This is a genomic window from uncultured Limnohabitans sp., from assembly GCF_937889215.1.
Lineage (GTDB): Bacteria > Pseudomonadota > Gammaproteobacteria > Burkholderiales > Burkholderiaceae_C > Limnohabitans_A.
Map to the genome: position 1 here is coordinate 1 of NZ_CALBEX010000493.1, position 17816 is coordinate 17816.

A 17816-nucleotide genomic window follows, 5' to 3' on the forward strand; every position below is an offset into this window, starting at 1 on the left:
GGGGGTGGCAGCTCCAGTGCGCAGGGTTCAATGAGCAGGGTTCATTGCCGGGGCTTCAAAGCGAAGTGCTGCGCAGCCCAAAGCGCCCCGGTGCCCAGCAAACTGGCAGCCAGCAGCCACCACAGCGCTAGGCTGTAGCCGTGCTCTTGCGACCACAACAGGCCCAGTGTCAAAGGCGCTGCCGCACGCGCCAGCGCGATGGGCAAACCCAGCAAGCCATTGAGCTGCCCCACATGGGCGCGGCTCACATATTGCGCCATGGCCGTGCCTTTGACGATGGTGCTCATGCCGTTGCCCAGGCCGTAGAGCACCACGAAGACCAGCGCCGCCAGCGGGTGCAAGCCGCCCAGCAGCAGCACCGCCAAAGAGGCCGGGATCAGGACAGGGATCCAACGGTTGGCCGCGTGCACGTCCCAGACGTGCTCGAACACAAACAGCAGCAAGCGCCCCAGCACCTGGATGATGCCAATGGCGGCGGGCACCGCGATGACCCAGGCCGGTGACAGGCCAGACTCTTGCAACAGCGCCACCATGTGTGGCGGCAAGGCCGACATGATCGCCATCATCATCAGCATGAACAAGGCCAGCAGCCAAAACGGCGCATGCCGCAGGTGTTCGCGCACCGAGGCGCTGGGTGTGGCATCTTGGCCAGCTTGGGGCACAGACCGTGGCGCAGCTTGCAGCAGCCACCAGTGCAAAGGCGCACACACCCCCAGTTGCAGCGCGGCCAAGCCCCACAGCGCCATGCGCCAGCCCCATAGCGACATCCACCAGGCAAACAAGGGGATGAACACCGTGCTGGCCAGGCCACCGAGAAAGGTGATGGTGATGATGGCGCGCCGAAAGTCTTGCGGAAAACGCCGAGTGACCACCGCAAATGCAGGGGTGTAAAGCGTGGCCGCCAAGCCCAGACCCAGCCAAATCCAGGCACCGTAGAACCCCGCTTTGGAATCCACCGCGCTGTGGCCCAGCAAGCCCACCGCGATCCACACCGAACCCAGGGTCATGACGGCGCGCTCATGCCCGGCATCGATCCAGCGCCCCACTTGGTAAGCCATCAAGCCCTCGGCCAGCAGCGCCATGCTGAAAGCGAGCGAGGACTCGGCTCGGCCCATGCCCAACTCGGCCTCCAAGGGCGTCATCAGCAAAGAGAAGGTGTAAAACACACTGCCCCAAGTGATCAACTGCGGCACCGACAGCCAAAAGCTGAAGGGCCCCAGTTGCGGGGCTGTCAAAACGTGGGGACGGGCGAGGGGCATGGAGCCATTATCCGTGGCCCAAGGCAAACGCGGCACCGGACTCAGTGCGCCTTCAGCACCCGCCGGTACTGCACCGCTTCGGCCACATGCGCGGCACCCAGGGCGTCGCTGCCCGCGAGGTCGGCGATGGTGCGGGCCACCTTGAGGCTGCGGTGAATGCTGCGCCCGCTCCAGCCCAGTTTGACTGCGGCTTTTTGCAGCAAGGCGGCGGCGTTGTCGTCCAAGCGCGAATGCGTGTCGATGGCCTGGCCTTGCAGCTCGGCGTTGGCGCAGCCTTGGCGGGCCAGGGCGCGTTCACGGGCGGCCAGGGTTCTGGCGGCGATGGCTTCGGTGCTTTCACCGGGCGCGGCCTTGAGCAGATCTTGCGCCGGCAGGCTGGGCACTTCGATGTGCAGGTCGATCCGGTCGAGCAGCGGCCCGCTGAGTTTGCCCTGGTAGCGGCTGACCTGCTCGGGCGAGCAGCGACAAGCCCGCGTGCTGCTGCCCAAATAGCCGCAGGGGCAGGGGTTCATGGCGGCGATCAGCTGAAAGCGGGCTGGAAATTCTGCACGCCGCGCCGCCCGTGCGATGGTGATGCTGCCAGTTTCCAGAGGCTCGCGCAGGGCTTCGAGGGCGGCGCGGGGAAATTCCGGCAACTCGTCCAAAAAAAGCACGCCGTGGTGCGCCAGCGAAATTTCGCCCGGCCTGGGCGGCGAGCCGCCGCCCACCAAGGCCACTGCACTGGCCGAGTGGTGGGGCTGGCCGGTGGGGCGCTGCGCCCAGCGTGCCAAATCAAAACGCCCGGCCAGGCTGGCAATCGCAGCCGACTCCAATGCTTCTTCAATGGACATGGGCGGTAGCAAACCCGCAAACCGCTGGGCCAACATGGACTTGCCTGAGCCGGGTGGGCCCACCATCAAGAGGGAATGTCCGCCAGCGGCGGCAATCTCGAGCACGCGCTTCACGCCCGCTTGGCCTTTCACGTCGGCCAAGTTGGCGTAACTCGGCGGCGTCGATGGCGTGCTTGGGGCCATGCGGGCCCAACCGTCGGTGGGTTCGGGCGGGGGGTCGTTGGAAGGCGGGAGAAATTGCTGCACCACATCGAGCAGATGGCGTGCGCAAAACACCTCGGTATCGGGCACCAGTGCCGCCTCTTCGGCACTGCCTGGCGGCAACACCAAACGCGTGCGCACTTGCTGCTGGCGCAGCACCAGGCTCATGGCCAGTGCGCCACGCACCGGCCGCAGTTCGCCCGACAGCGACAGCTCACCCGCAAATTCGTGACCTGCCAGCTTGGCCCCATCAATTTGTCCACTGGCTGCCAATATGCCCAGTGCAATGGGCAAGTCCAGGCGTCCGGAGTCTTTGGGCAAATCGGCTGGGGCCAGGTTGACGGTGATGCGCTGGTTGTGTGGAAAGTCGAGCCCGCTGTTTTGCAGGGCCGAGCGCACGCGCTCGCGGGCTTCCTTGACCTCGACGTCGGCCAGCCCCACCAAGGTGAAACTGGGTAGGCCGTTGGCCATGTGCACCTCAACGGTGACTGCTGGGGCTTGCAGGCCGACCAAAGCGCGGCTGTGCACCAAACTGAGACTCATACCTCCTCCTTGCCCCATTTTGGTGCGCATTGTGTGTTCTGCCGCGCAGTCCGAACGCGGTGAACCTGTTGTGCTCACATTCAAGCACGCACAGAGGGAGAACGCATGGGGAAAACCCCGAGTGAAGCCATAAAAAACAAGTTGGCACGCTCCCTGCATATGCCGTGTGTCCTTTCTTCAATTTGGAGTTCTTCATGAAATTCGTATCTCAAAAAACATTGTTGGTGTCTTTGTTGGCCGTCGTGCCTTTTGTGGCCAGCGCCCAGCTGTCCAGCAACATCTCGTTGACCTCCAATTACAAGTTCCGGGGTCAGGATCAGGACCAACTCCCTTTGGCGGACAAATCCAAAGCCTTCAAGCCGGCCCTGCAAGGTGGTTTTGACTACGCCTTGAGCAATGGTTTTTACGTCGGCAACTGGAACTCAAGCGTGGCCTGGTTGGATGGCAATTCCATGGAGGTGGATGTCTATGGTGGTTACAAGGGCGAGTTGAGCCCAGGTTTGTCTTACGACGCCGGCGTGATCGCTTACTTATACCCAGGCAATTCTTTGGGCAAAACGACCGAGGTGTATCTGGGCATGGGTTACGGGCCTTTCAGCGCCAAGTATTCGCAAACTGTTTCCAAAGACTATTTCTTCTATGGCTCCAAAGCCAGCTATCTGAACCTTGGCTACGCCACCGAGTTGACCGCGGGCCTCACATTCAAAGCCGCAATGGGCATGACCAATTTCAAGGATGCAACCAAAATTGACTTCAGCGACTACAGCGTTGGCCTGTCTTATGACTTGGGCGAAGGCTACAGCTTGGGCGGTGCCTACGTCGGCGCGACCAAGAAAGCCGATTACGGTTTTGCCAACGACAACCGTGTGGTGTTGTCTTTGTCCAAAGCCATGTGATCTGAACCTCACACATCAACACAAGGAGCCAACATGAAACTGGTGACCGCCATCATCAAACCCTTCAAGCTGGACGAAGTGCGTGAAGCACTTTCGGGCATCGGCGTGCAGGGCATCACCGTGACCGAAGTCAAAGGCTTTGGCCGTCAAAAAGGCCACACTGAGCTGTACCGCGGTGCGGAATACGTGGTCGATTTCTTGCCCAAAGTGAAGATCGAAGCCGCCGTGTCAGACGACTTGGTCGAGCGCGTGATCGAGGCCATCGAAACCGGTGCCCGCACCGGCAAGATCGGCGACGGCAAGGTTTTTGTGTACGACCTAGAGCAAGTGGTTCGCATCCGCACGGGTGAAACCGGCGCTGAAGCCCTTTGATGGATCAGAAAGAGAGTCAAAAATGAAAAAACTGTTTGCATCATTGGCCTTGGGCCTGAGTTTGTGGGCCATGGGCAGCTTCGCGCTGGCTCAGACCACCACACCCGCTGAAGCCCCTGCCGCTGTAGCGCAGGCTGCAGAAGCTGCACCTGCGGCTGCGCCCGCCGCTGAAGCCGCTGCCCCCGCTGTCAAAGAGACGGTCGACAAGGGCGACGTCACCTGGATGATGATTTCCACGGTGCTGGTCATCATGATGGTTATCCCCGGTCTGGCGCTGTTCTATGGCGGTTTGGTGCGCAGCAAGAACATGCTGTCGGTGCTGATGCAGGTCATGGTGGTGTTTTCGTTGATCTCGGTGCTGTGGGCCGTTTATGGTTACAGCCTCGCGTTTGGCGGCGAAGGCCTGATCTACGGCAACTTTGACAAGTTGTTCCTGAAAGGCGTCACGCCCGACTCATTGGCCGCGACCTTCACGCCCGGCGTGATGATCCCCGAGTTCATCTTCATTGCCTTCCAGTGCACCTTCGCGGGCATCACTTGTGCGCTGATCGTCGGCTCTTTTGCCGAACGCATCAAGTTCTCAGCTGTGCTGTTGTTCTGCACCATCTGGTTCACCTTCAGCTACCTGCCGATTGCGCACATGGTTTGGGGTGGTGGTGGCTATCTGTTTGCGAAAGGTGCTTTGGACTTCGCTGGCGGTACCGTGGTGCACATCAACGCAGCCATGGCCGGTTTGGTGGGCGCTTATGTGATCGGCAAGCGCATTGGCTACGGCCGTGAAGCCATGGCCCCACACAGCCTGACTTTGACCATGGTCGGCGCCTCTTTGCTGTGGGTGGGCTGGTTTGGTTTCAACGCTGGCTCCAACCTGGAAGCCAACGGCGGCACAACCCTGGCGTTCATCAACACCTTGATGGCCACGGCGGCTGCGGTATTGGCTTGGTGTGTCGGTGAAACCCTGACCAAAGGCAAAGCTTCCATGCTGGGCGCTGCTTCGGGTGCTGTGGCAGGCTTGGTGGCCATCACCCCCGCTTGCGGTACGGTGGGCGTCATGGGTGCCATCGTCATCGGCCTCGTTTCAGGCTTCCTGTGCCTGTGGGGTGTGACCGGTCTGAAGAAGATGCTGGGCGCAGACGATTCCTTGGATGTGTTTGGAGTGCACGGCGTGGGCGGTATCGTCGGTGCTTTGCTGACCGGTGTGTTCTCGGCCGGTTCGCTCGGCGGCGTCAAGGGCGACGACTACAACATGATGAGCCAGTTGTTTGTCCAAGCCGAAGGCGTGGTCATCACCATGGTCTGGTCTGCTGTTGTGGCTTACGTGGCTTACAAAATTGTGGACATGTTGGTCGGTCTGCGTGTCACGGAAGAAGACGAGCGCGAAGGCTTGGACATCTCCTCACACGGCGAGTCGGCATACCACGGCTGATCCCCTTCACGGTAACTTTCATTGCAAGCGGTGGCGCAAGCCACCCATTCACAACCCGCAGTGCGCAAGCCCTGCGGGTTGTTTCTTTGGCGGGCCAAGTATTGGCCGGTTGGACCTGGGGTTTGATCAGGGTACGTGCCCGCTGATGCGTCGCTGGACGCCATGGCCTCGGGCACAATGGATTGCATGCACGCACCTGCCTTGTTGACACCTCCTTGGACCGCCCTGACCATCGAGCCCGATGGCTTGGGCGAATCGCCTTTTTGGCATCCGCAGGAGGAGCGCCTGTATTGGGTGGACATCCCTGGTCGGCGCATCGCCCGCTTGGCGGTGCAGGGCCTGCAGGCCCAAGGGTCGGTCGACTATTGGCCCTTGGCGCAAGAGCCGGGTTGCATTGCGCCCGTGCAAGGTGGCGGCTTGGTCATGGCCCTGCGCGATGGCATTTATCTGGCAAGCGGGTGGGGTGGCCCCTTGCAGCTGCTGGCAGCAGCGCCGTATGACACGGGCAAGCAACGCTTCAACGACGGCAAATGCGACGCCCAAGGCCGCTTTTGGGCCGGCAGCCTGTACGAGCCCAAAGACCAGGCGCTGGGCGCGCTGTACATGCTGGACGGGCAAGGCCTGCACACCATGCTGGGTGGCGTGAAGGACGGTGTGGTGACGGCCAATGGCCTGGCCTGGTCACCCGATGGCCGCACGGCTTATTGGGCCGACACGGCCGCGCACCAGGTGCGCACCTTTGATTTTGAGCCGGCGACGGGCCAACTGTCAGCGGCTCGCGTGTTCCACCAAATGGCCCCCAAACCCGCAGGCTGGACATGGGGCAGTGACACCGCGTATGGCGGCCGCCCCGATGGCGCGGCGGTGGACAGCGAAGGCTGCTACTGGTCTGCCCAATACGAAGGCCAGCGCCTGCTGCGCTTGTCGCCTTCCGGCGATGTGTTGGCCGAAATGATCACGCCCGTGCCTTGCCCCACCATGCCCTGCTTTGGCGGGCCGGACCTGAAAACCCTGTTCATCACCACATCGCGCCAAGGTCGCGGCACGCCAGAGCTGGCGCAGTACCCGGGGGCGGGGTGTGTGTTTGCGACCCAGGTAGAGGTGGCGGGTTTGCCGGTGGATGCTTATCGGGCCTGAGCCGCTCAATTTACAACAAGACTTCCGTTCAAAAAATTCACACGGTCCCTCAAGGCCGGGCGTTACCATCTTGACCCATGGAAGCTCAACTCAACACCCTCGTCGATGCCGTGCGCCAAGCCGCTGCGGATGGCCGCACTTTGCGCTTGCGCGGTGGCGGCAGCAAAGATTTTTGGGGCCAGAGCCTCACGGGAGAGGTGCTGGACACCCGGGTTTACCGGGGCATCGTCAGTTACGAGCCCAGTGAGCTGGTCGTCACGGTGCGCTGCGGCACGCCTTTGGCCGAACTGGAAGCTGCATTGGCCGAAAAAGGCCAGTGTTTGGCGTTTGAGCCGCCGCACTTTGGCGAGGTCGCCACTGTGGGCGGCATGGTTGCTGCGGGTCTGAGCGGCCCCGCCCGCGCCACCGCTGGCGCTGTGCGCGACTACGTGCTCGGGGCCCGCTTCATCAACGGTCTGGGCGAGCACCTGACCTTTGGCGGCCAGGTCATGAAAAACGTGGCCGGCTACGACGTGAGCCGATTGATGGCAGGCAGTTGGGGCACGCTGGGCCTGATCACCGAAGTCAGCCTGAAAGTCTTGCCCGTGGCCCCGGCCGAAGCGACTCTGATGATCGCGGGCCTGGCCCAAGGCTATGCACTCGACTTGCTGCACCGTTGGGGCGGCCAGCCCCTGCCCTTGAATGCCAGTGCTTGGGTGCGCGATACCACCGCCCAGCCTGCGGCGGACTATTTGTTTGTGCGCCTGCGCGGTGCGGTGGCGGCGGTGCAGTCGGCCACCGGCAAGATGGCTGCCGATGCCGTGGCTTTGGGCGCTCAAGTACAAGCCATGGACAACCTCGAAGCCGCTCAAGATTGGCGCGCCAGCGCCGAGCAGTCGCTGGAGTTCTTTGATGCCCCCAACCCCGAAGCTTGCCTGTGGCGCCTGTCGGTGCCGCAAACCGCGCCGGTTTTGGATTTGCCCTACGCCACCTACATTGAATGGCAAGGTGCGCAGCGTTGGCTTTGGGCGCCGGCCACGGCGGCGGTGCCGCTGCGCGAGTTGGCGCAATCGTTGGGCGGCCATGCCACGCTGTTCCGTGCCAGCGCCACGCATGTCGAGCTGGACAAAGTCGTCGGTGTGAACACCCCGCTGGATACCGTGCAAGACCGCATCCAGCAACAACTGCAAAAACAGTTTGACCCGAAAGGCGTGTTCGCCACCGGTCGAATGCACCCCCTCTGAGGCGACTTTTCATGCAAACCAATCTCGCCCCCGAATACCAAAACACCTCCGATGGCATTGAGGCCGAAGCCATCTTGCGCAAGTGCGTGCACTGCGGCTTTTGTACGGCCACTTGCCCCACTTACCAACTGCTGGGCGACGAGCTCGACGGTCCGCGTGGCCGCATTTACCTGATGAAGCAGGTGCTGGAGGGCGAAACGCCCACCCGCAAAACCCAGATGCACTTGGACCGTTGCCTGACCTGCCGCAATTGCGAAAGCACTTGCCCGAGCGGCGTGCAATACGGCCACTTGGTGGACATCGGCCGCAAGCTGGTGGACGCCAAAGTCGAGCGCCCCACAGGCGAAAAGTTGCTGCGCTGGGCGCTCAAAGAAGGCCTGCCGTCGCCCCTGTTTGCCCCCGCCATGAAGATGGGCCAACTGGTGCGCGGCCTGCTGCCGGGCAGCCTGAAAGCCAAAGTCCCCGCGCCGCAAGACGCCGGTGCCTGGCCCACCCGCACGCATGCCCGCAAGGTGCTGATGCTGGCCGGTTGCGTGCAGCCGAGCATGAGCCCCAACATCAACACCGCCACCGCCCGCGTGCTCGACGCCGCAGGCATCCAAACCGTGACCGCCCCCAAGGCCGGTTGCTGTGGCGCGCTCAAGTTCCACCTGAACGACCAGGGCGGTGGCAAAGACCACATGCGCGCCAACATCGACGCGTGGTGGCCGCTGGTCGAAAGCGGCGAAGTCGAAGCCATCGTCATGAACGCCTCCGGCTGCGGCGTCATGGTCAAGGACTACGGCCATGTGCTGAAAGACGATCCGCAGTACGCCGACAAAGCCGCCCGCATCGGCGCGCTGACCCGCGACCTGAGCGAGCTGCTGCCCGAGCTGGTGCCGCTGCTCAAAGACAAGCTCAAACCTGAGGCGCTGCAAGCCGCAGGCCTACAGGCCTACCACCCGCCTTGCACGCTGCAACACGGCCAGCAGCTCAAAGGCGGCGTAGAAAAGCATCTGGGCGATCTGGGCTTCAAGATCAAGGTCACGGCCAATGAATCGCACCTGTGCTGCGGCTCGGCGGGCACTTACAGCGTGCTCAACCCCGACTTGTCCAAGCAACTGCGCGATCGCAAGCTGGGCCACCTGAACGCGCTGCAACCGCAAGGCGTGATCAGCGCCAACATCGGCTGCATCACCCACCTGCAAAGCGGTAGCGGTCTGCCCGTGCGGCATTGGGTGGAGTTGGTGGATGGGGCGCTGCTGGTCGGGTGAAGGGCCTTGTGAGGTAAAACAAAATTAACATGATTTGATTTCATGGTAAATTTTGTTTCATGCCGAAGCCTGCTCACGCCACAGAAATTCTGCCTGCTGCGGTTGCCCGTGCCCTAAAAGACCTGGGCGAAAATTTAGCGCTCGCCCGCCAGCGCCGCAAAGAAAGCCAGCGTACCTGGGCCACTCGCCTGTCGGTCTCGGTGCCCACGCTCATCCGCATGGAAAAGGGCGACCCTTCGGTCGGCATGGGCGTCTACGCCACGGCCCTCTGGCTCATGGGCCGGCATGCTGACTTGCCTGAGATGGCGGCACCTGCACAAGACCTGAATGCGCTGGAGCAAGACATTGAAGCCGTGCGCCAGCGCAGCAAGCGCTTGTCGCGCAAACCGGTGCAAGCCCTGTGATTTCATTTCAAGAGGGATCCCATCGTTTCCAATACCGTGTTGCGGCGATCGTGATGGATGCAGGCCAGCTTTTGTTGCATCGGGTCTTAGGTGATGCTTTTTGGACATTGCCCGGTGGTCGGGTGAATGTGGGTGAGTCAGCACAAGCAGCGCTTTGCCGGGAGTTTGAAGAGGAGCTTGGTACAAGCATTGAGTGTGGCCACCTCGCTTGTGTCGGAGAAAACTTCTTCCGTCACCACCAAGCAAGTCACCATGAAATTGGTTTGTATTTTTACGCCGGGCTAACCGCTGACGAAAGTTACAACGACAAGCGCATGACGCACAAAGGCGTAGAGACCAACAGGCAGCTTGAGTTCAAGTGGTTTGAGATCCAGCAGTTGCACCTTGTGGACATGCGACCCCAAGTGGTACGAGATGGCCTGGCCACAATGACATTGCCACACCACTTTGTGCAGCACCTTTGAGCGTTAAAGAGGCCTCCCTGTGATTGCGAACGCACAATTTCGCAAGCCTACCAGTCCATTGAAGTGCACCGACTGCGTGCGTTTCATTTGTTACCCCTTCAACCCGCTAGAACCCCTGCGATATCGCCCACAGAAATCACCTCAACCCCTTCCGCAAAAGGCCAGCGCTGCTGCACGGGGGCGACGATGTAGGTTTTTTCGGGTTGCACGTCTTGCAGGGATAGCCAGAACCCTTTGGTGAGCTTGGGCGCAATGCTGAACTTGATTTCGAAACCGATTTTTCGCTGCCCGGTTTCCACCACCACATCCAGTTCGGCGCCCGCCGCTGTTCTGTAAAACGACAGGCTGGCCCCAGTGGGCATGTGGGCGGCAATCTGGTCAATGACAAAGCCTTCCCAGGACGCACCTGTCATGGGGTGACCTTGCAGGTCGTCCGGATTGCTCAAGCCCAGAAGGCTGTGCAGTAGACCGCTGTCACGGACATAGACCTTGGGTGACTTGACCAAACGCTTGCCCAGGTTGGCGTGATAGGGCTCGAGTTTTCTGACCAGCAAGGCACCCACCATGTGATCGAGCCAGCGCGTGACTGTCGGTGCGCTCACGTCCAATGAGTTGGCAATGGCCGATGCATTGAACAACTGGCCATGCACATGCGCCAGCATGCGCCAAAAACGGCGCAGACTTTCGGCGTCCACGCGCAAGCCCAGAGCTGGCAAATCGGTGTGCAGCAGGTGGCGGATGAACGCATCACGCCAGGCCCAAGAGGCGTGTGAATCGACGGCGGTGTAGCTGGGCGGAAAGCCGCCGCGCACCCACAAGTCCTGCACGGTACTGAGGTCCGAGCCGACTTCTTTGACGAGGAGCGGGAACATGTCAATCAGACTCAGCCGTCCGGCCAAGGATTGGGATTGGCGCAGCAATTCAAACGAAGCCGAGCCCAGCAAGACGAAGCGCCCGGGGCGACGGATGCGGTCGATTTCACCGCGCAACACCGAAAACAACTGCGGTGCATTTTGAACCTCGTCCAGGATCACCAGCCGGTCTGCTTGGGCTTGCAGAAACAGCGGGCCCTCGCCCAGGCGTGCCTGATCTTGTGGGGATTCCAGGTCCAGATAAATGGCATTTGGATGGGTGTCCAGCAGAGCACGGGCCAAGGTGGTTTTGCCAATCTGGCGCGGTCCCAAAATGGCAACAGCTGGGCTCCATGTGAGGTGTGAGGCCAGTGTGCTTTGGGCGATGCGTTTGAACATCCTTGTATTTTAAATATGCCATATTCAAAATACAAGGATAAATCGACTTTCTACAAGCATCTGGCCCAAACTCGCCTGAAATCCCGCGCAGAGCCAAAGCCGCAGGCCTCGGCCAGTTGTTCCTGGGTCAGTGACGGGTTGTGCGCCATCAACTCTTGCGCACGCGCCATGCGCAGTTGCTGCTGGTAGTCCAGCACGCTGATGCCCGTGTGTTGCATGAACAGACGCGACAAATGCCGGGGGCTCACGCAGGCCACCCCGGCCAGTTCGGCCAATGACCAGCGGCGGGCCGGGTCTTGGCTCAGGCCGTGTGCAAGGCCATCTTGCGCGCGGTGCACGGCCGGGTGCATGTGGTTGCGGTGCGCCAGCCAGGGTGACAGTAGCGGATCATTCGGACCCCGTCGGGTGTACATCACCAGCCTGCGTGCCACTTGGGCGGCCAGTGCAGCGCCGGCCACTTGTTCGACCATGTAGAGCGCCAAATCAATGCCTGTGGTGATGCCCGCGCTGGTCAGCACTCGCCCGGCATCCACAAAAATCTGGTCGGCTTGCACCTGTGCGGTGGGGGCCAGGGTCTGCAGGTCGGCGATCAGGCTGTGGTGGGTGGTGCAGCGCAGGCCGTCGAGTTGGCCTGCCATGGCCAGCAGCAAAGCACCCGAGCAAATGCTGGCCAAACGCGTGTCTGCTTGCGGTGCTGATTGCAACCAGCGCACCACTTGTTGAGCGGCGGGGGTGGCGTAGTCTTCGCGCTCATGGCTGTTGCCAGTGATCAGGACCAGGCTGTTGGGCGGCAGCTGGGTGGGCAGGGGTGTCAGCCCGGCCAGTTGGGTGCCCAGCGATGTGGGTACATGAGCCAGCGGCCCGCAGGTGTGCAATGTCAGCGGTGCGCCCATGTCGCGTGCCATGCGCAGCGCCTCGGCCGGGCCGGCGTAGTCGAGCAGCAGGACGCCTGGCGTGACAACCAGATAAACCGACAGACTCAAGTTTTCCATGGCCAGCGCTTCAGCAGCTTGAATGGCATGCCTGGTTTTTGGCGGCAAGTCATTCGCACGCGCAGCCTTGCGATTTGAACACCCGTTCGGTCGAAGCCGGGTTGTTCAACAGCTTGGCCGCTGGGCGCACTGGGCGACGTACCAGTTCGCCACTGCAGTTGGGGCAGATGCCCTGCAAATGGTTGTCGGTGCACTCGGCGCAAAAGGTGCATTCAAAAGAGCAAATCCGCGCTTCCAGCGTCTCAGGCGGCAGGTCGCGGTTGCAGCATTCGCAGTTGGGGCGCAGTTGGAGCATGGGGTTTCCTGGTGGGCTATTCAAAGGCTGGACAGACAAGTATCCATGTTCAGGATGCGCGCAAAGCGGTCAGCCAAGACCAACTCGGTGCGCGTGGTGATGTCTTGGGCGCTGAAAGTCTGACCACTGCCTTTGTGCGTCATCGGGAAAGTGAGTGTGGCCTCGGACACAAAGTCCACCGCATAACCCATGTCCGAGCCCACACGGGCCGTGGTCTCGCAGCACTGCTCGGTGCGTATACCGCTGATGATGAGGCGCTGCACGCCTTGACTGCGCAGCCAGTTGTCGAGCCCGGTGTCGGTGAAGGCGTTGTGCACATGCTTGTCAAAGCGTGCGGCAGGCTCGCCTGGCAGCCAGTCCATGGCACGGATCAGGCCCGAGTCGGCACGAAAAGGCGCATCGTCGTCGATGTGAAAAATGTGTACCACCGGTACATCCGCTGCGCGACAACCTGCTTCCAGCTTCAGGAGCGCTTGCTGAAATGGCGCTTCATGGCCAGACGACCAATAAGGCATGTGCAAAAAAGATGGCTGCACATCGATGATGAGCAGAGCGGATTTGGGTGGCTTGGTGAGGCGGGTCATGGTGCGCTGGCTCAGGCGTTGAACATGTCGTCATTGTGCGAATCAGACCGGGCGTTGCACAGGGCTGGGCAAGACCAGAAGGGGACGAAAAAGGACAGCCTTGCCGATCAAGCCTCGCGTAGCACCTGCATCAACTCCACCAAGCCAATCGCGTGTGTGCCGTAACGCATCGGAAAGCGTTCGGTGCCGGGATAAACCACATAGCGCTGGTCGATGTTCAGGTCTGCGCAGGCGATGTCGAAGCCTTTGCTCAGTGTGGGCGCGGTGGATCGTTTGATTTCGATGGCCATCCACGGCTGACCGGCACGCTCAATCAGCAGGTCGATCTCGGCACCCGTATGGGTGCGGTAGCTGTAAGCCGTGCATTGCGGGTGGGCGGCGGCCATTAGGTTGTCGATGCAAAAGCCCTCAAAACTTGGGCCGCACACAGGGTGACCTGCCAGGTCATGCAAGCTGCCTAAGCCCAGCAAAGCGTGCACCAGCCCGCTGTCGCGCACATAGACCTTGGGCGCTTTGACCAGGCGTTTGCCCACATTGCCGCTCCAGGGCCGCAGGCGGCGCACCAGTTGCAGGTCTACCAGCAAGTCGATGTAGCGCTCTACTGCCGGGCTGCTCACGCCCAAGCCACTGGCCAAACGGCTTTGTTGCAGCAGAGCGCCTTGCTGGTGCGCCAACATGGTCCACAGACGGCCCACGGTTTCGGCTGGCAGGCGTGGCGCAAACATGGGCACGTCGCGTTGCAGGTAGCTGCGCACAAAGTCTTCGCGCCAGCGCAGGCTGGCCGCATCGCTGGCGGCCAGCAAGCTGTCTGGAAAACCGCCGCGCAGCCACAGCGTTTCCAGATCGGCGGCGGGCCATTCGAGCCCGTGAACAGGGCCAATCTCCAGATAGGCCACACGCCCGGCCAGCGTTTCACTGCTTTGCTGCATCAAGTCCAGCGAGGCTGATCCCAGCAGCAAGAAATGGCCAAAGCGCTGGCCTGCACGGCGGCGCTCGTCGATGATGCCGCGCAGGACTTCAAACAGGCCCGGCATGCGGTGGATTTCATCGAGGATGACCAACTTGCCGCCTTGGGCGCGCAAAAATGCGTCGGCGTCTTGCAGCCGCAAACGGTCTGCCGGACGTTCCAGATCGAGGTAAGTTGAGCCAGCTGGCCAGGTGTCGGCCAGCGTGAGCGCCAAGGTGGTTTTGCCCACCTGACGCGGTCCGAGCAGCACCACCGCCGGGGCTTCGTGCAGGCGCTTAGACAGTGTGGTGAGGGTTTGACGGTCAATCATCCTTGAAATTTTAACGTGTGGCGTTAGTATTTCAATTTTTAATGGATAAATCCTGGATCGCCGACCTGGATTGCCAGCCTCATAAGTCCTTGTCCCCCATCCGGCAAGGCCCGCGCCCGAGCACGCCAAAATGCCCACCCGGGTAGGATTGAACGCTGAGATGGCAGACCGTGCTTGCAAAGCGCAAACAAAGGACAAGACGATGGCGATACCTTGGTTGATGGCGCTCAAAGTGATTCCCTGAGGCGATGTGATCGAGCACGCGCCTTCGGTGCTCAAAGCCGCACGCAAGCTGATGGACCGCCAAGCCCCTCAGCCGCCCGACCAAGCAGGCACCCCCGTCACAACGACCCCGGTCAGTGCGGTGCCCAGCTTGGCTGAACTCAAAAACGCTTTGATTGCTGCGCAAGGCCAGATCGACCGCCAAGCACAGACTCAGCGCGAACTCACCGAAACCCTGGCCGACTTGGCCGAACAAAATGCCCGCTTGGTCAGTGCCGTGGAAATGCTGCGCCTGCGTACGCGGGTGTTGGTGTGGTGTGGCGTGGCGATGTTGGTTTGGTTGGTGGGGCTGACTTGGTGGGGCTGAATCAAGAGGGTCGCACTTGAGCACTTTGCTCAATGGGTGTTTGATTGTTGGGCTTATGAACGCTTGATGACTACTTCTGCACGCTGCTGACACCCCGTTGTCAGTACCCCTCAGGCAAAGTCCTCCCCAGTGCACAGACGGTCTGAGCACATTCAGGGAAAAGACAAATGCAAAAAGTGATCGATTGGTTTGAGATTCCGGTCAGCGATGTGCCGCGTGCGCAAGCGTTTTACGAAGCGGTGCTGCAAACCACCATGCAACGTGAAAGCTTTGCCGGGCCGGGCATGCAGATGGCGGTGTTTGCGGGGGAGGGCGATGCGACCAAGGGCGCGCTGATGTCGGGACACCCGGCTTTGCAGGTGGGTGCTTGTGGGGCGTTGGTGTATTTGCATGCGGGGGCATCGCTCGATTCGGCTTTGCAGCGTGTGGAGGATGCCGGTGGGCAGGTGCTCATGGGCAAGATGGCCTTGCCCGAGGGCCTGGGTTTCATGGCGCACATGCGCGATGTGGATGGCAATCGGGTGGGCTTGCACGCTTACGCTTGAAAATCAGCGTTTTACCCGTCCACCAGAACTGCACATCCCATGCGCCGCGCTGACCGTCTATTCCAGATTGTTCAACTCATCCGGGGCCGCCGCCTGACCACAGCCCGTTGGCTGGCGCAACGCTTGGAAGTGTCCGAGCGCACGGTATACCGCGATGTGTCCGACCTGCAATACCAAGGCGTGCCCATCGAGGGCGAGGCGGGGGTGGGCTACCGGCTGGGTGATGGCTTTGATCTGCCGCCGCTGATCTTCACCCCGCAAGAGGCGCAGGCCTTGGTGGTGATGACGCGGGTGGCGCAGCAGTGGCTGGACCCGGCGCTGGCCCGAGCGAGCGAATCGGCTTTGTCGCGGGTGCTCAGTGTCTTACCCGCAGGCCAGCGCCATGCGGCGCAGCACACGCCGGTGTATTCGCCGCCTTGGGGCTTGACCGCTGAGCAACAACCGCACTTGCAGCTGTGGCGCGAAGCCACACAGGGGCTGCACAAGTTGGCGCTGGTTTACAACGATGCACAAGCCCGCACCAGCGAGCGCACGGTGTGGCCCTTGGGCAGTTTTTTCTGGGGCGCGGTCTGGACACTGGTGGCTTGGTGCGAAATGCGTCAGGACTTTCGCAGTTTCCGACTCGACCGCATACAGTCCATTACAGTCTTGTCGCAGACCTTTCACTTGGTCGAGGGGCAACGCCTGATCGACTATTTGCGCCAACAAGGCGTGGACCCGCAGGCGTTGGCCGAGGGTCGATGAAGAGGACGTTTTCATGAAAATCGCAGAGATCGAAACGCGGGCTGTGTGGGGCCTGTCGGTGCGCACCCGAAACGCCGAAGAGATGCAGGCCGATACGGCGCGAATAGGCCAACTGTGGTCCGACTTTGCCGCGCAGATCGCGCCAAATCTGGCGAAGGGCGCACGGGTGTATGGCGTTTATCACGGCTATGAGTCGGATACCCAGGGGGCCTTTGATGTGCTGGCGGGCTCCGATGCCTTGCCCCCCGCCGCAGGTGATTCACTCGCGCTCACCCGAATTGACATCGCCCCCGGGCCGCATTTGGTGTTTGACGCGCCTGGGGCCATGCCCCAAGCAGTGGTGGATGCCTGGACACGTGTTTGGCGCTACTTTGCCGACCCTTTGTGCCCGCACCAACGGACCTACAGCACAGACTTTGAGTCTTATCCACCTGATGGGCTGAAAGAAATTTTCATCGGTGTGCGGCCATCATGAACTACTGGATCGGTGTGGTCAGCCGCTCGCATGTGCTGCGCGGAGTTGCTGGTGGATTTGCGCAGATGAACCACGGCAAGCAGGCGCCGCTCAATCGCATGAAGGCGGGCGATGGCCTGATTTATTACTCGCCGCGTGAGTCATATCCCGACGGTGCGCCTTTGCAGGCGTTCACGGCCTTGGGGTTCATCCGATCGGGGGAGGTGTATGAATACGACATGACGCCCGACGGCGTGTCAGGCTTTGTGCCTTGGCGCATCGATGTGGACTACCAGCTTGCGCAACCGGTTCCCATCAAGCCCTTGATTGCACAGTTGGAATTCATCACCGACAAAACCCATTGGGGGGCGGTGTTTCGATTTGGTCAGCTCAAGATCAGCGAGGCTGATTTCCGAAAAATCGCAGCGGAGATGGGGTGTGGCCACGCGCCTCAACAGGTTTCGCCGGTTCAGCCAGCGCTGTTTTGATCAAGCCGCCAGCGCCGCCTCAATGTCCTTGGCGATCTTCTCGGGCGAGTCTTGCGGCGCATAGCGCTTGATCACACGCCCATCGCGCCCCACCAAAAACTTGGTGAAGTTCCATTTGATGGCCTTGCTGCCCAAGAGGCCTGGTGCTTCTGCGGTGAGCCATTGGTACAGCGGGTGTGCCTCGTCGCCGTTCACTTTGACCTTGCTCATCATCTGAAAGCTCACGCCGTAGTTCTTTTGGCAGAAGCTGGCAATCTGCGTGTCATCGCCCGGGTCTTGGCTGGCAAACTGGTTGCAGGGAAAGCCCAGCAAGGCCAAGCCTTGGTCCGCGTAGGTTTTGTGCAGTTTTTCCAGTCCGGTGAACTGGGGCGTGAAGCCGCAGGCGCTGGCGGTGTTGACGATCAGCATCACCTGACCCTTGTAGCGCGACAGGGGCACGGTTTGGTTGTCGATGCTTTGGGCTTCGAGGTCGTAGAGGCTCATGGGGTTCGTTTTGTTGGGTGTGGACAGAGGGACATCATGCCAGTGACAGCCCCCGGGTGGGCAGCGCGGTTCAGTTGGCCTTGTGGCCAGGCCCGATGATGGACAGC

General features: G+C 61.2%; 21 protein-coding genes. 13 read left to right on the top strand and 8 right to left on the bottom strand.

Annotated elements, in window-relative coordinates:
- Positions 1-41 precede the first annotated feature (41 nt).
- Complete coding sequence (locus Q0341_RS12440) at positions 42-1259, bottom strand: MFS transporter (protein WP_299513819.1); 1218 nt, start codon at positions 1257-1259, stop codon at positions 42-44.
- Between the two features lie 41 nt (positions 1260-1300).
- The gene (locus Q0341_RS12445; protein ID WP_299513822.1) at positions 1301-2833 is read right to left on the bottom strand and encodes a YifB family Mg chelatase-like AAA ATPase; all 1533 of its coding nucleotides are present in this window, start codon (positions 2831-2833) and stop codon (positions 1301-1303) included.
- A gap of 194 nt (positions 2834-3027) precedes the next feature.
- Here Q0341_RS12445 and Q0341_RS12450 point away from each other — a divergent pair, with 194 nt between their 5' ends.
- From Q0341_RS12450 to Q0341_RS12485, 8 genes are all read left to right on the top strand, one after another.
- The gene (locus tag Q0341_RS12450; RefSeq protein ID WP_299513825.1) at positions 3028-3729 is read left to right on the top strand and encodes a TorF family putative porin; all 702 of its coding nucleotides are present in this window, start codon (positions 3028-3030) and stop codon (positions 3727-3729) included.
- A 33-nt stretch (positions 3730-3762) separates the two neighbouring features.
- On the top strand, positions 3763-4101 hold the full coding sequence (glnK, locus tag Q0341_RS12455) for a P-II family nitrogen regulator (protein WP_299513828.1): 339 nt from the start codon (positions 3763-3765) through the stop codon (positions 4099-4101).
- Positions 4102-4123: 22 nt separating this feature from the next.
- Positions 4124-5527 carry an ammonium transporter gene (gene amt / locus Q0341_RS12460; RefSeq protein ID WP_299513831.1) on the top strand — a complete coding sequence of 468 codons (1404 nt, stop codon included), beginning with the start codon at positions 4124-4126 and terminating at the stop codon, positions 5525-5527.
- 162 nt (positions 5528-5689) lie between these two features.
- Positions 5690-6664: an SMP-30/gluconolactonase/LRE family protein gene (locus tag Q0341_RS12465; RefSeq protein ID WP_299513834.1), complete on the top strand. Its 975-nt coding sequence runs from the start codon at positions 5690-5692 to the stop codon at positions 6662-6664.
- A gap of 77 nt (positions 6665-6741) precedes the next feature.
- Positions 6742-7887, top strand: a complete 1146-nt coding sequence (gene glcE / locus Q0341_RS12470; protein ID WP_299513837.1) for a glycolate oxidase subunit GlcE — start codon at positions 6742-6744, stop codon at positions 7885-7887.
- 11 nt (positions 7888-7898) lie between these two features.
- Positions 7899-9140 (top strand): glycolate oxidase subunit GlcF, encoded by a 1242-nt coding sequence (gene glcF / locus Q0341_RS12475; protein ID WP_299513840.1) that lies wholly within the window; start codon positions 7899-7901, stop codon positions 9138-9140.
- A 59-nt stretch (positions 9141-9199) separates the two neighbouring features.
- The gene (locus Q0341_RS12480) at positions 9200-9544 is read left to right on the top strand and encodes an XRE family transcriptional regulator (RefSeq protein WP_299513842.1); all 345 of its coding nucleotides are present in this window, start codon (positions 9200-9202) and stop codon (positions 9542-9544) included.
- Positions 9541-10008, top strand: a complete 468-nt coding sequence (locus tag Q0341_RS12485) for an NUDIX domain-containing protein (protein ID WP_299513844.1) — start codon at positions 9541-9543, stop codon at positions 10006-10008. Before Q0341_RS12480 ends, Q0341_RS12485 begins: the two co-directional genes overlap by 4 nt.
- A 98-nt stretch (positions 10009-10106) precedes the next feature.
- Here the strand turns inward: Q0341_RS12485 and Q0341_RS12490 are convergent, their stop codons facing one another.
- The 5 genes from Q0341_RS12490 to Q0341_RS12510 form a co-directional block, all read right to left on the bottom strand.
- On the bottom strand, positions 10107-11258 hold the full coding sequence (locus Q0341_RS12490; protein ID WP_299513847.1) for an ATP-binding protein: 1152 nt from the start codon (positions 11256-11258) through the stop codon (positions 10107-10109).
- Between the two features lie 50 nt (positions 11259-11308).
- Positions 11309-12250 carry a helix-turn-helix domain-containing protein gene (locus Q0341_RS12495; RefSeq protein ID WP_299513850.1) on the bottom strand — a complete coding sequence of 314 codons (942 nt, stop codon included), beginning with the start codon at positions 12248-12250 and terminating at the stop codon, positions 11309-11311.
- 49 nt (positions 12251-12299) lie between these two features.
- Positions 12300-12545, bottom strand: a complete 246-nt coding sequence (locus tag Q0341_RS12500; RefSeq protein ID WP_299513853.1) for a DUF1272 domain-containing protein — start codon at positions 12543-12545, stop codon at positions 12300-12302.
- Between the two features lie 20 nt (positions 12546-12565).
- A complete protein-coding gene (locus Q0341_RS12505) occupies positions 12566-13129 on the bottom strand; it encodes an isochorismatase family protein (protein WP_299513855.1) in 564 nt (187 codons plus the stop codon).
- 107 nt (positions 13130-13236) lie between these two features.
- A complete protein-coding gene (locus Q0341_RS12510) occupies positions 13237-14406 on the bottom strand; it encodes an ATP-binding protein (protein WP_299513858.1) in 1170 nt (389 codons plus the stop codon).
- Between the two features lie 250 nt (positions 14407-14656).
- Here Q0341_RS12510 and Q0341_RS12515 point away from each other — a divergent pair, with 250 nt between their 5' ends.
- The 5 genes from Q0341_RS12515 (at position 14657) to Q0341_RS12535 (ending at position 17226) form a co-directional block, all read left to right on the top strand.
- On the top strand, positions 14657-14995 hold the full coding sequence (locus Q0341_RS12515) for a hypothetical protein (RefSeq protein ID WP_299513860.1): 339 nt from the start codon (positions 14657-14659) through the stop codon (positions 14993-14995).
- Positions 14996-15162: 167 nt separating this feature from the next.
- A complete protein-coding gene (locus Q0341_RS12520; RefSeq protein ID WP_299513862.1) occupies positions 15163-15540 on the top strand; it encodes a VOC family protein in 378 nt (125 codons plus the stop codon).
- A 39-nt stretch (positions 15541-15579) separates the two neighbouring features.
- Positions 15580-16284, top strand: a complete 705-nt coding sequence (locus tag Q0341_RS12525; RefSeq protein WP_299513864.1) for a YafY family protein — start codon at positions 15580-15582, stop codon at positions 16282-16284.
- Positions 16285-16297: 13 nt separating this feature from the next.
- Positions 16298-16759: an effector binding domain-containing protein gene (locus tag Q0341_RS12530; protein ID WP_299513867.1), complete on the top strand. Its 462-nt coding sequence runs from the start codon at positions 16298-16300 to the stop codon at positions 16757-16759.
- Positions 16756-17226, top strand: coding sequence for an EVE domain-containing protein (locus Q0341_RS12535; protein ID WP_299513869.1), 471 nt, complete (start codon positions 16756-16758; stop codon positions 17224-17226). The genes Q0341_RS12530 and Q0341_RS12535 overlap by 4 nt, the downstream gene beginning before the upstream one ends.
- Here the strand turns inward: Q0341_RS12535 and Q0341_RS12540 are convergent, their stop codons facing one another.
- On the bottom strand, positions 17227-17709 hold the full coding sequence (locus Q0341_RS12540; protein ID WP_299513872.1) for a glutathione peroxidase: 483 nt from the start codon (positions 17707-17709) through the stop codon (positions 17227-17229).
- Positions 17710-17816: the final 107 nt, after the last annotated feature.

Excerpts from the sequence above, each read along its gene's own strand:
- Q0341_RS12440 (WP_299513819.1), bottom strand. The coding sequence starts at position 1,259 with ATGCCCCTCGCCCGTCCCCACGTTTTGACAGCCCCGCAACTGGGGCCC.
- Q0341_RS12445 (WP_299513822.1), bottom strand. The coding sequence starts at position 2,833 with ATGAGTCTCAGTTTGGTGCACAGCCGCGCTTTGGTCGGCCTGCAAGCC.
- Q0341_RS12450 (WP_299513825.1), top strand. The coding sequence starts at position 3,028 with ATGAAATTCGTATCTCAAAAAACATTGTTGGTGTCTTTGTTGGCCGTC.
- glnK (WP_299513828.1), top strand. The coding sequence starts at position 3,763 with ATGAAACTGGTGACCGCCATCATCAAACCCTTCAAGCTGGACGAAGTG.
- amt (WP_299513831.1), top strand. The coding sequence starts at position 4,124 with ATGAAAAAACTGTTTGCATCATTGGCCTTGGGCCTGAGTTTGTGGGCC.
- Q0341_RS12465 (WP_299513834.1), top strand. The coding sequence starts at position 5,690 with ATGGCCTCGGGCACAATGGATTGCATGCACGCACCTGCCTTGTTGACA.
- glcE (WP_299513837.1), top strand. The coding sequence starts at position 6,742 with ATGGAAGCTCAACTCAACACCCTCGTCGATGCCGTGCGCCAAGCCGCT.
- glcF (WP_299513840.1), top strand. The coding sequence starts at position 7,899 with ATGCAAACCAATCTCGCCCCCGAATACCAAAACACCTCCGATGGCATT.
- Q0341_RS12480 (WP_299513842.1), top strand. The coding sequence starts at position 9,200 with ATGCCGAAGCCTGCTCACGCCACAGAAATTCTGCCTGCTGCGGTTGCC.
- Q0341_RS12490 (WP_299513847.1), bottom strand. The coding sequence starts at position 11,258 with ATGTTCAAACGCATCGCCCAAAGCACACTGGCCTCACACCTCACATGG.
- Q0341_RS12495 (WP_299513850.1), bottom strand. The coding sequence starts at position 12,250 with ATGGAAAACTTGAGTCTGTCGGTTTATCTGGTTGTCACGCCAGGCGTC.
- Q0341_RS12500 (WP_299513853.1), bottom strand. The coding sequence starts at position 12,545 with ATGCTCCAACTGCGCCCCAACTGCGAATGCTGCAACCGCGACCTGCCG.
- Q0341_RS12505 (WP_299513855.1), bottom strand. The coding sequence starts at position 13,129 with ATGACCCGCCTCACCAAGCCACCCAAATCCGCTCTGCTCATCATCGAT.
- Q0341_RS12510 (WP_299513858.1), bottom strand. The coding sequence starts at position 14,406 with ATGATTGACCGTCAAACCCTCACCACACTGTCTAAGCGCCTGCACGAA.
- Q0341_RS12520 (WP_299513862.1), top strand. The coding sequence starts at position 15,163 with ATGCAAAAAGTGATCGATTGGTTTGAGATTCCGGTCAGCGATGTGCCG.
- Q0341_RS12525 (WP_299513864.1), top strand. The coding sequence starts at position 15,580 with ATGCGCCGCGCTGACCGTCTATTCCAGATTGTTCAACTCATCCGGGGC.
- Q0341_RS12530 (WP_299513867.1), top strand. The coding sequence starts at position 16,298 with ATGAAAATCGCAGAGATCGAAACGCGGGCTGTGTGGGGCCTGTCGGTG.
- Q0341_RS12535 (WP_299513869.1), top strand. The coding sequence starts at position 16,756 with ATGAACTACTGGATCGGTGTGGTCAGCCGCTCGCATGTGCTGCGCGGA.
- Q0341_RS12540 (WP_299513872.1), bottom strand. The coding sequence starts at position 17,709 with ATGAGCCTCTACGACCTCGAAGCCCAAAGCATCGACAACCAAACCGTG.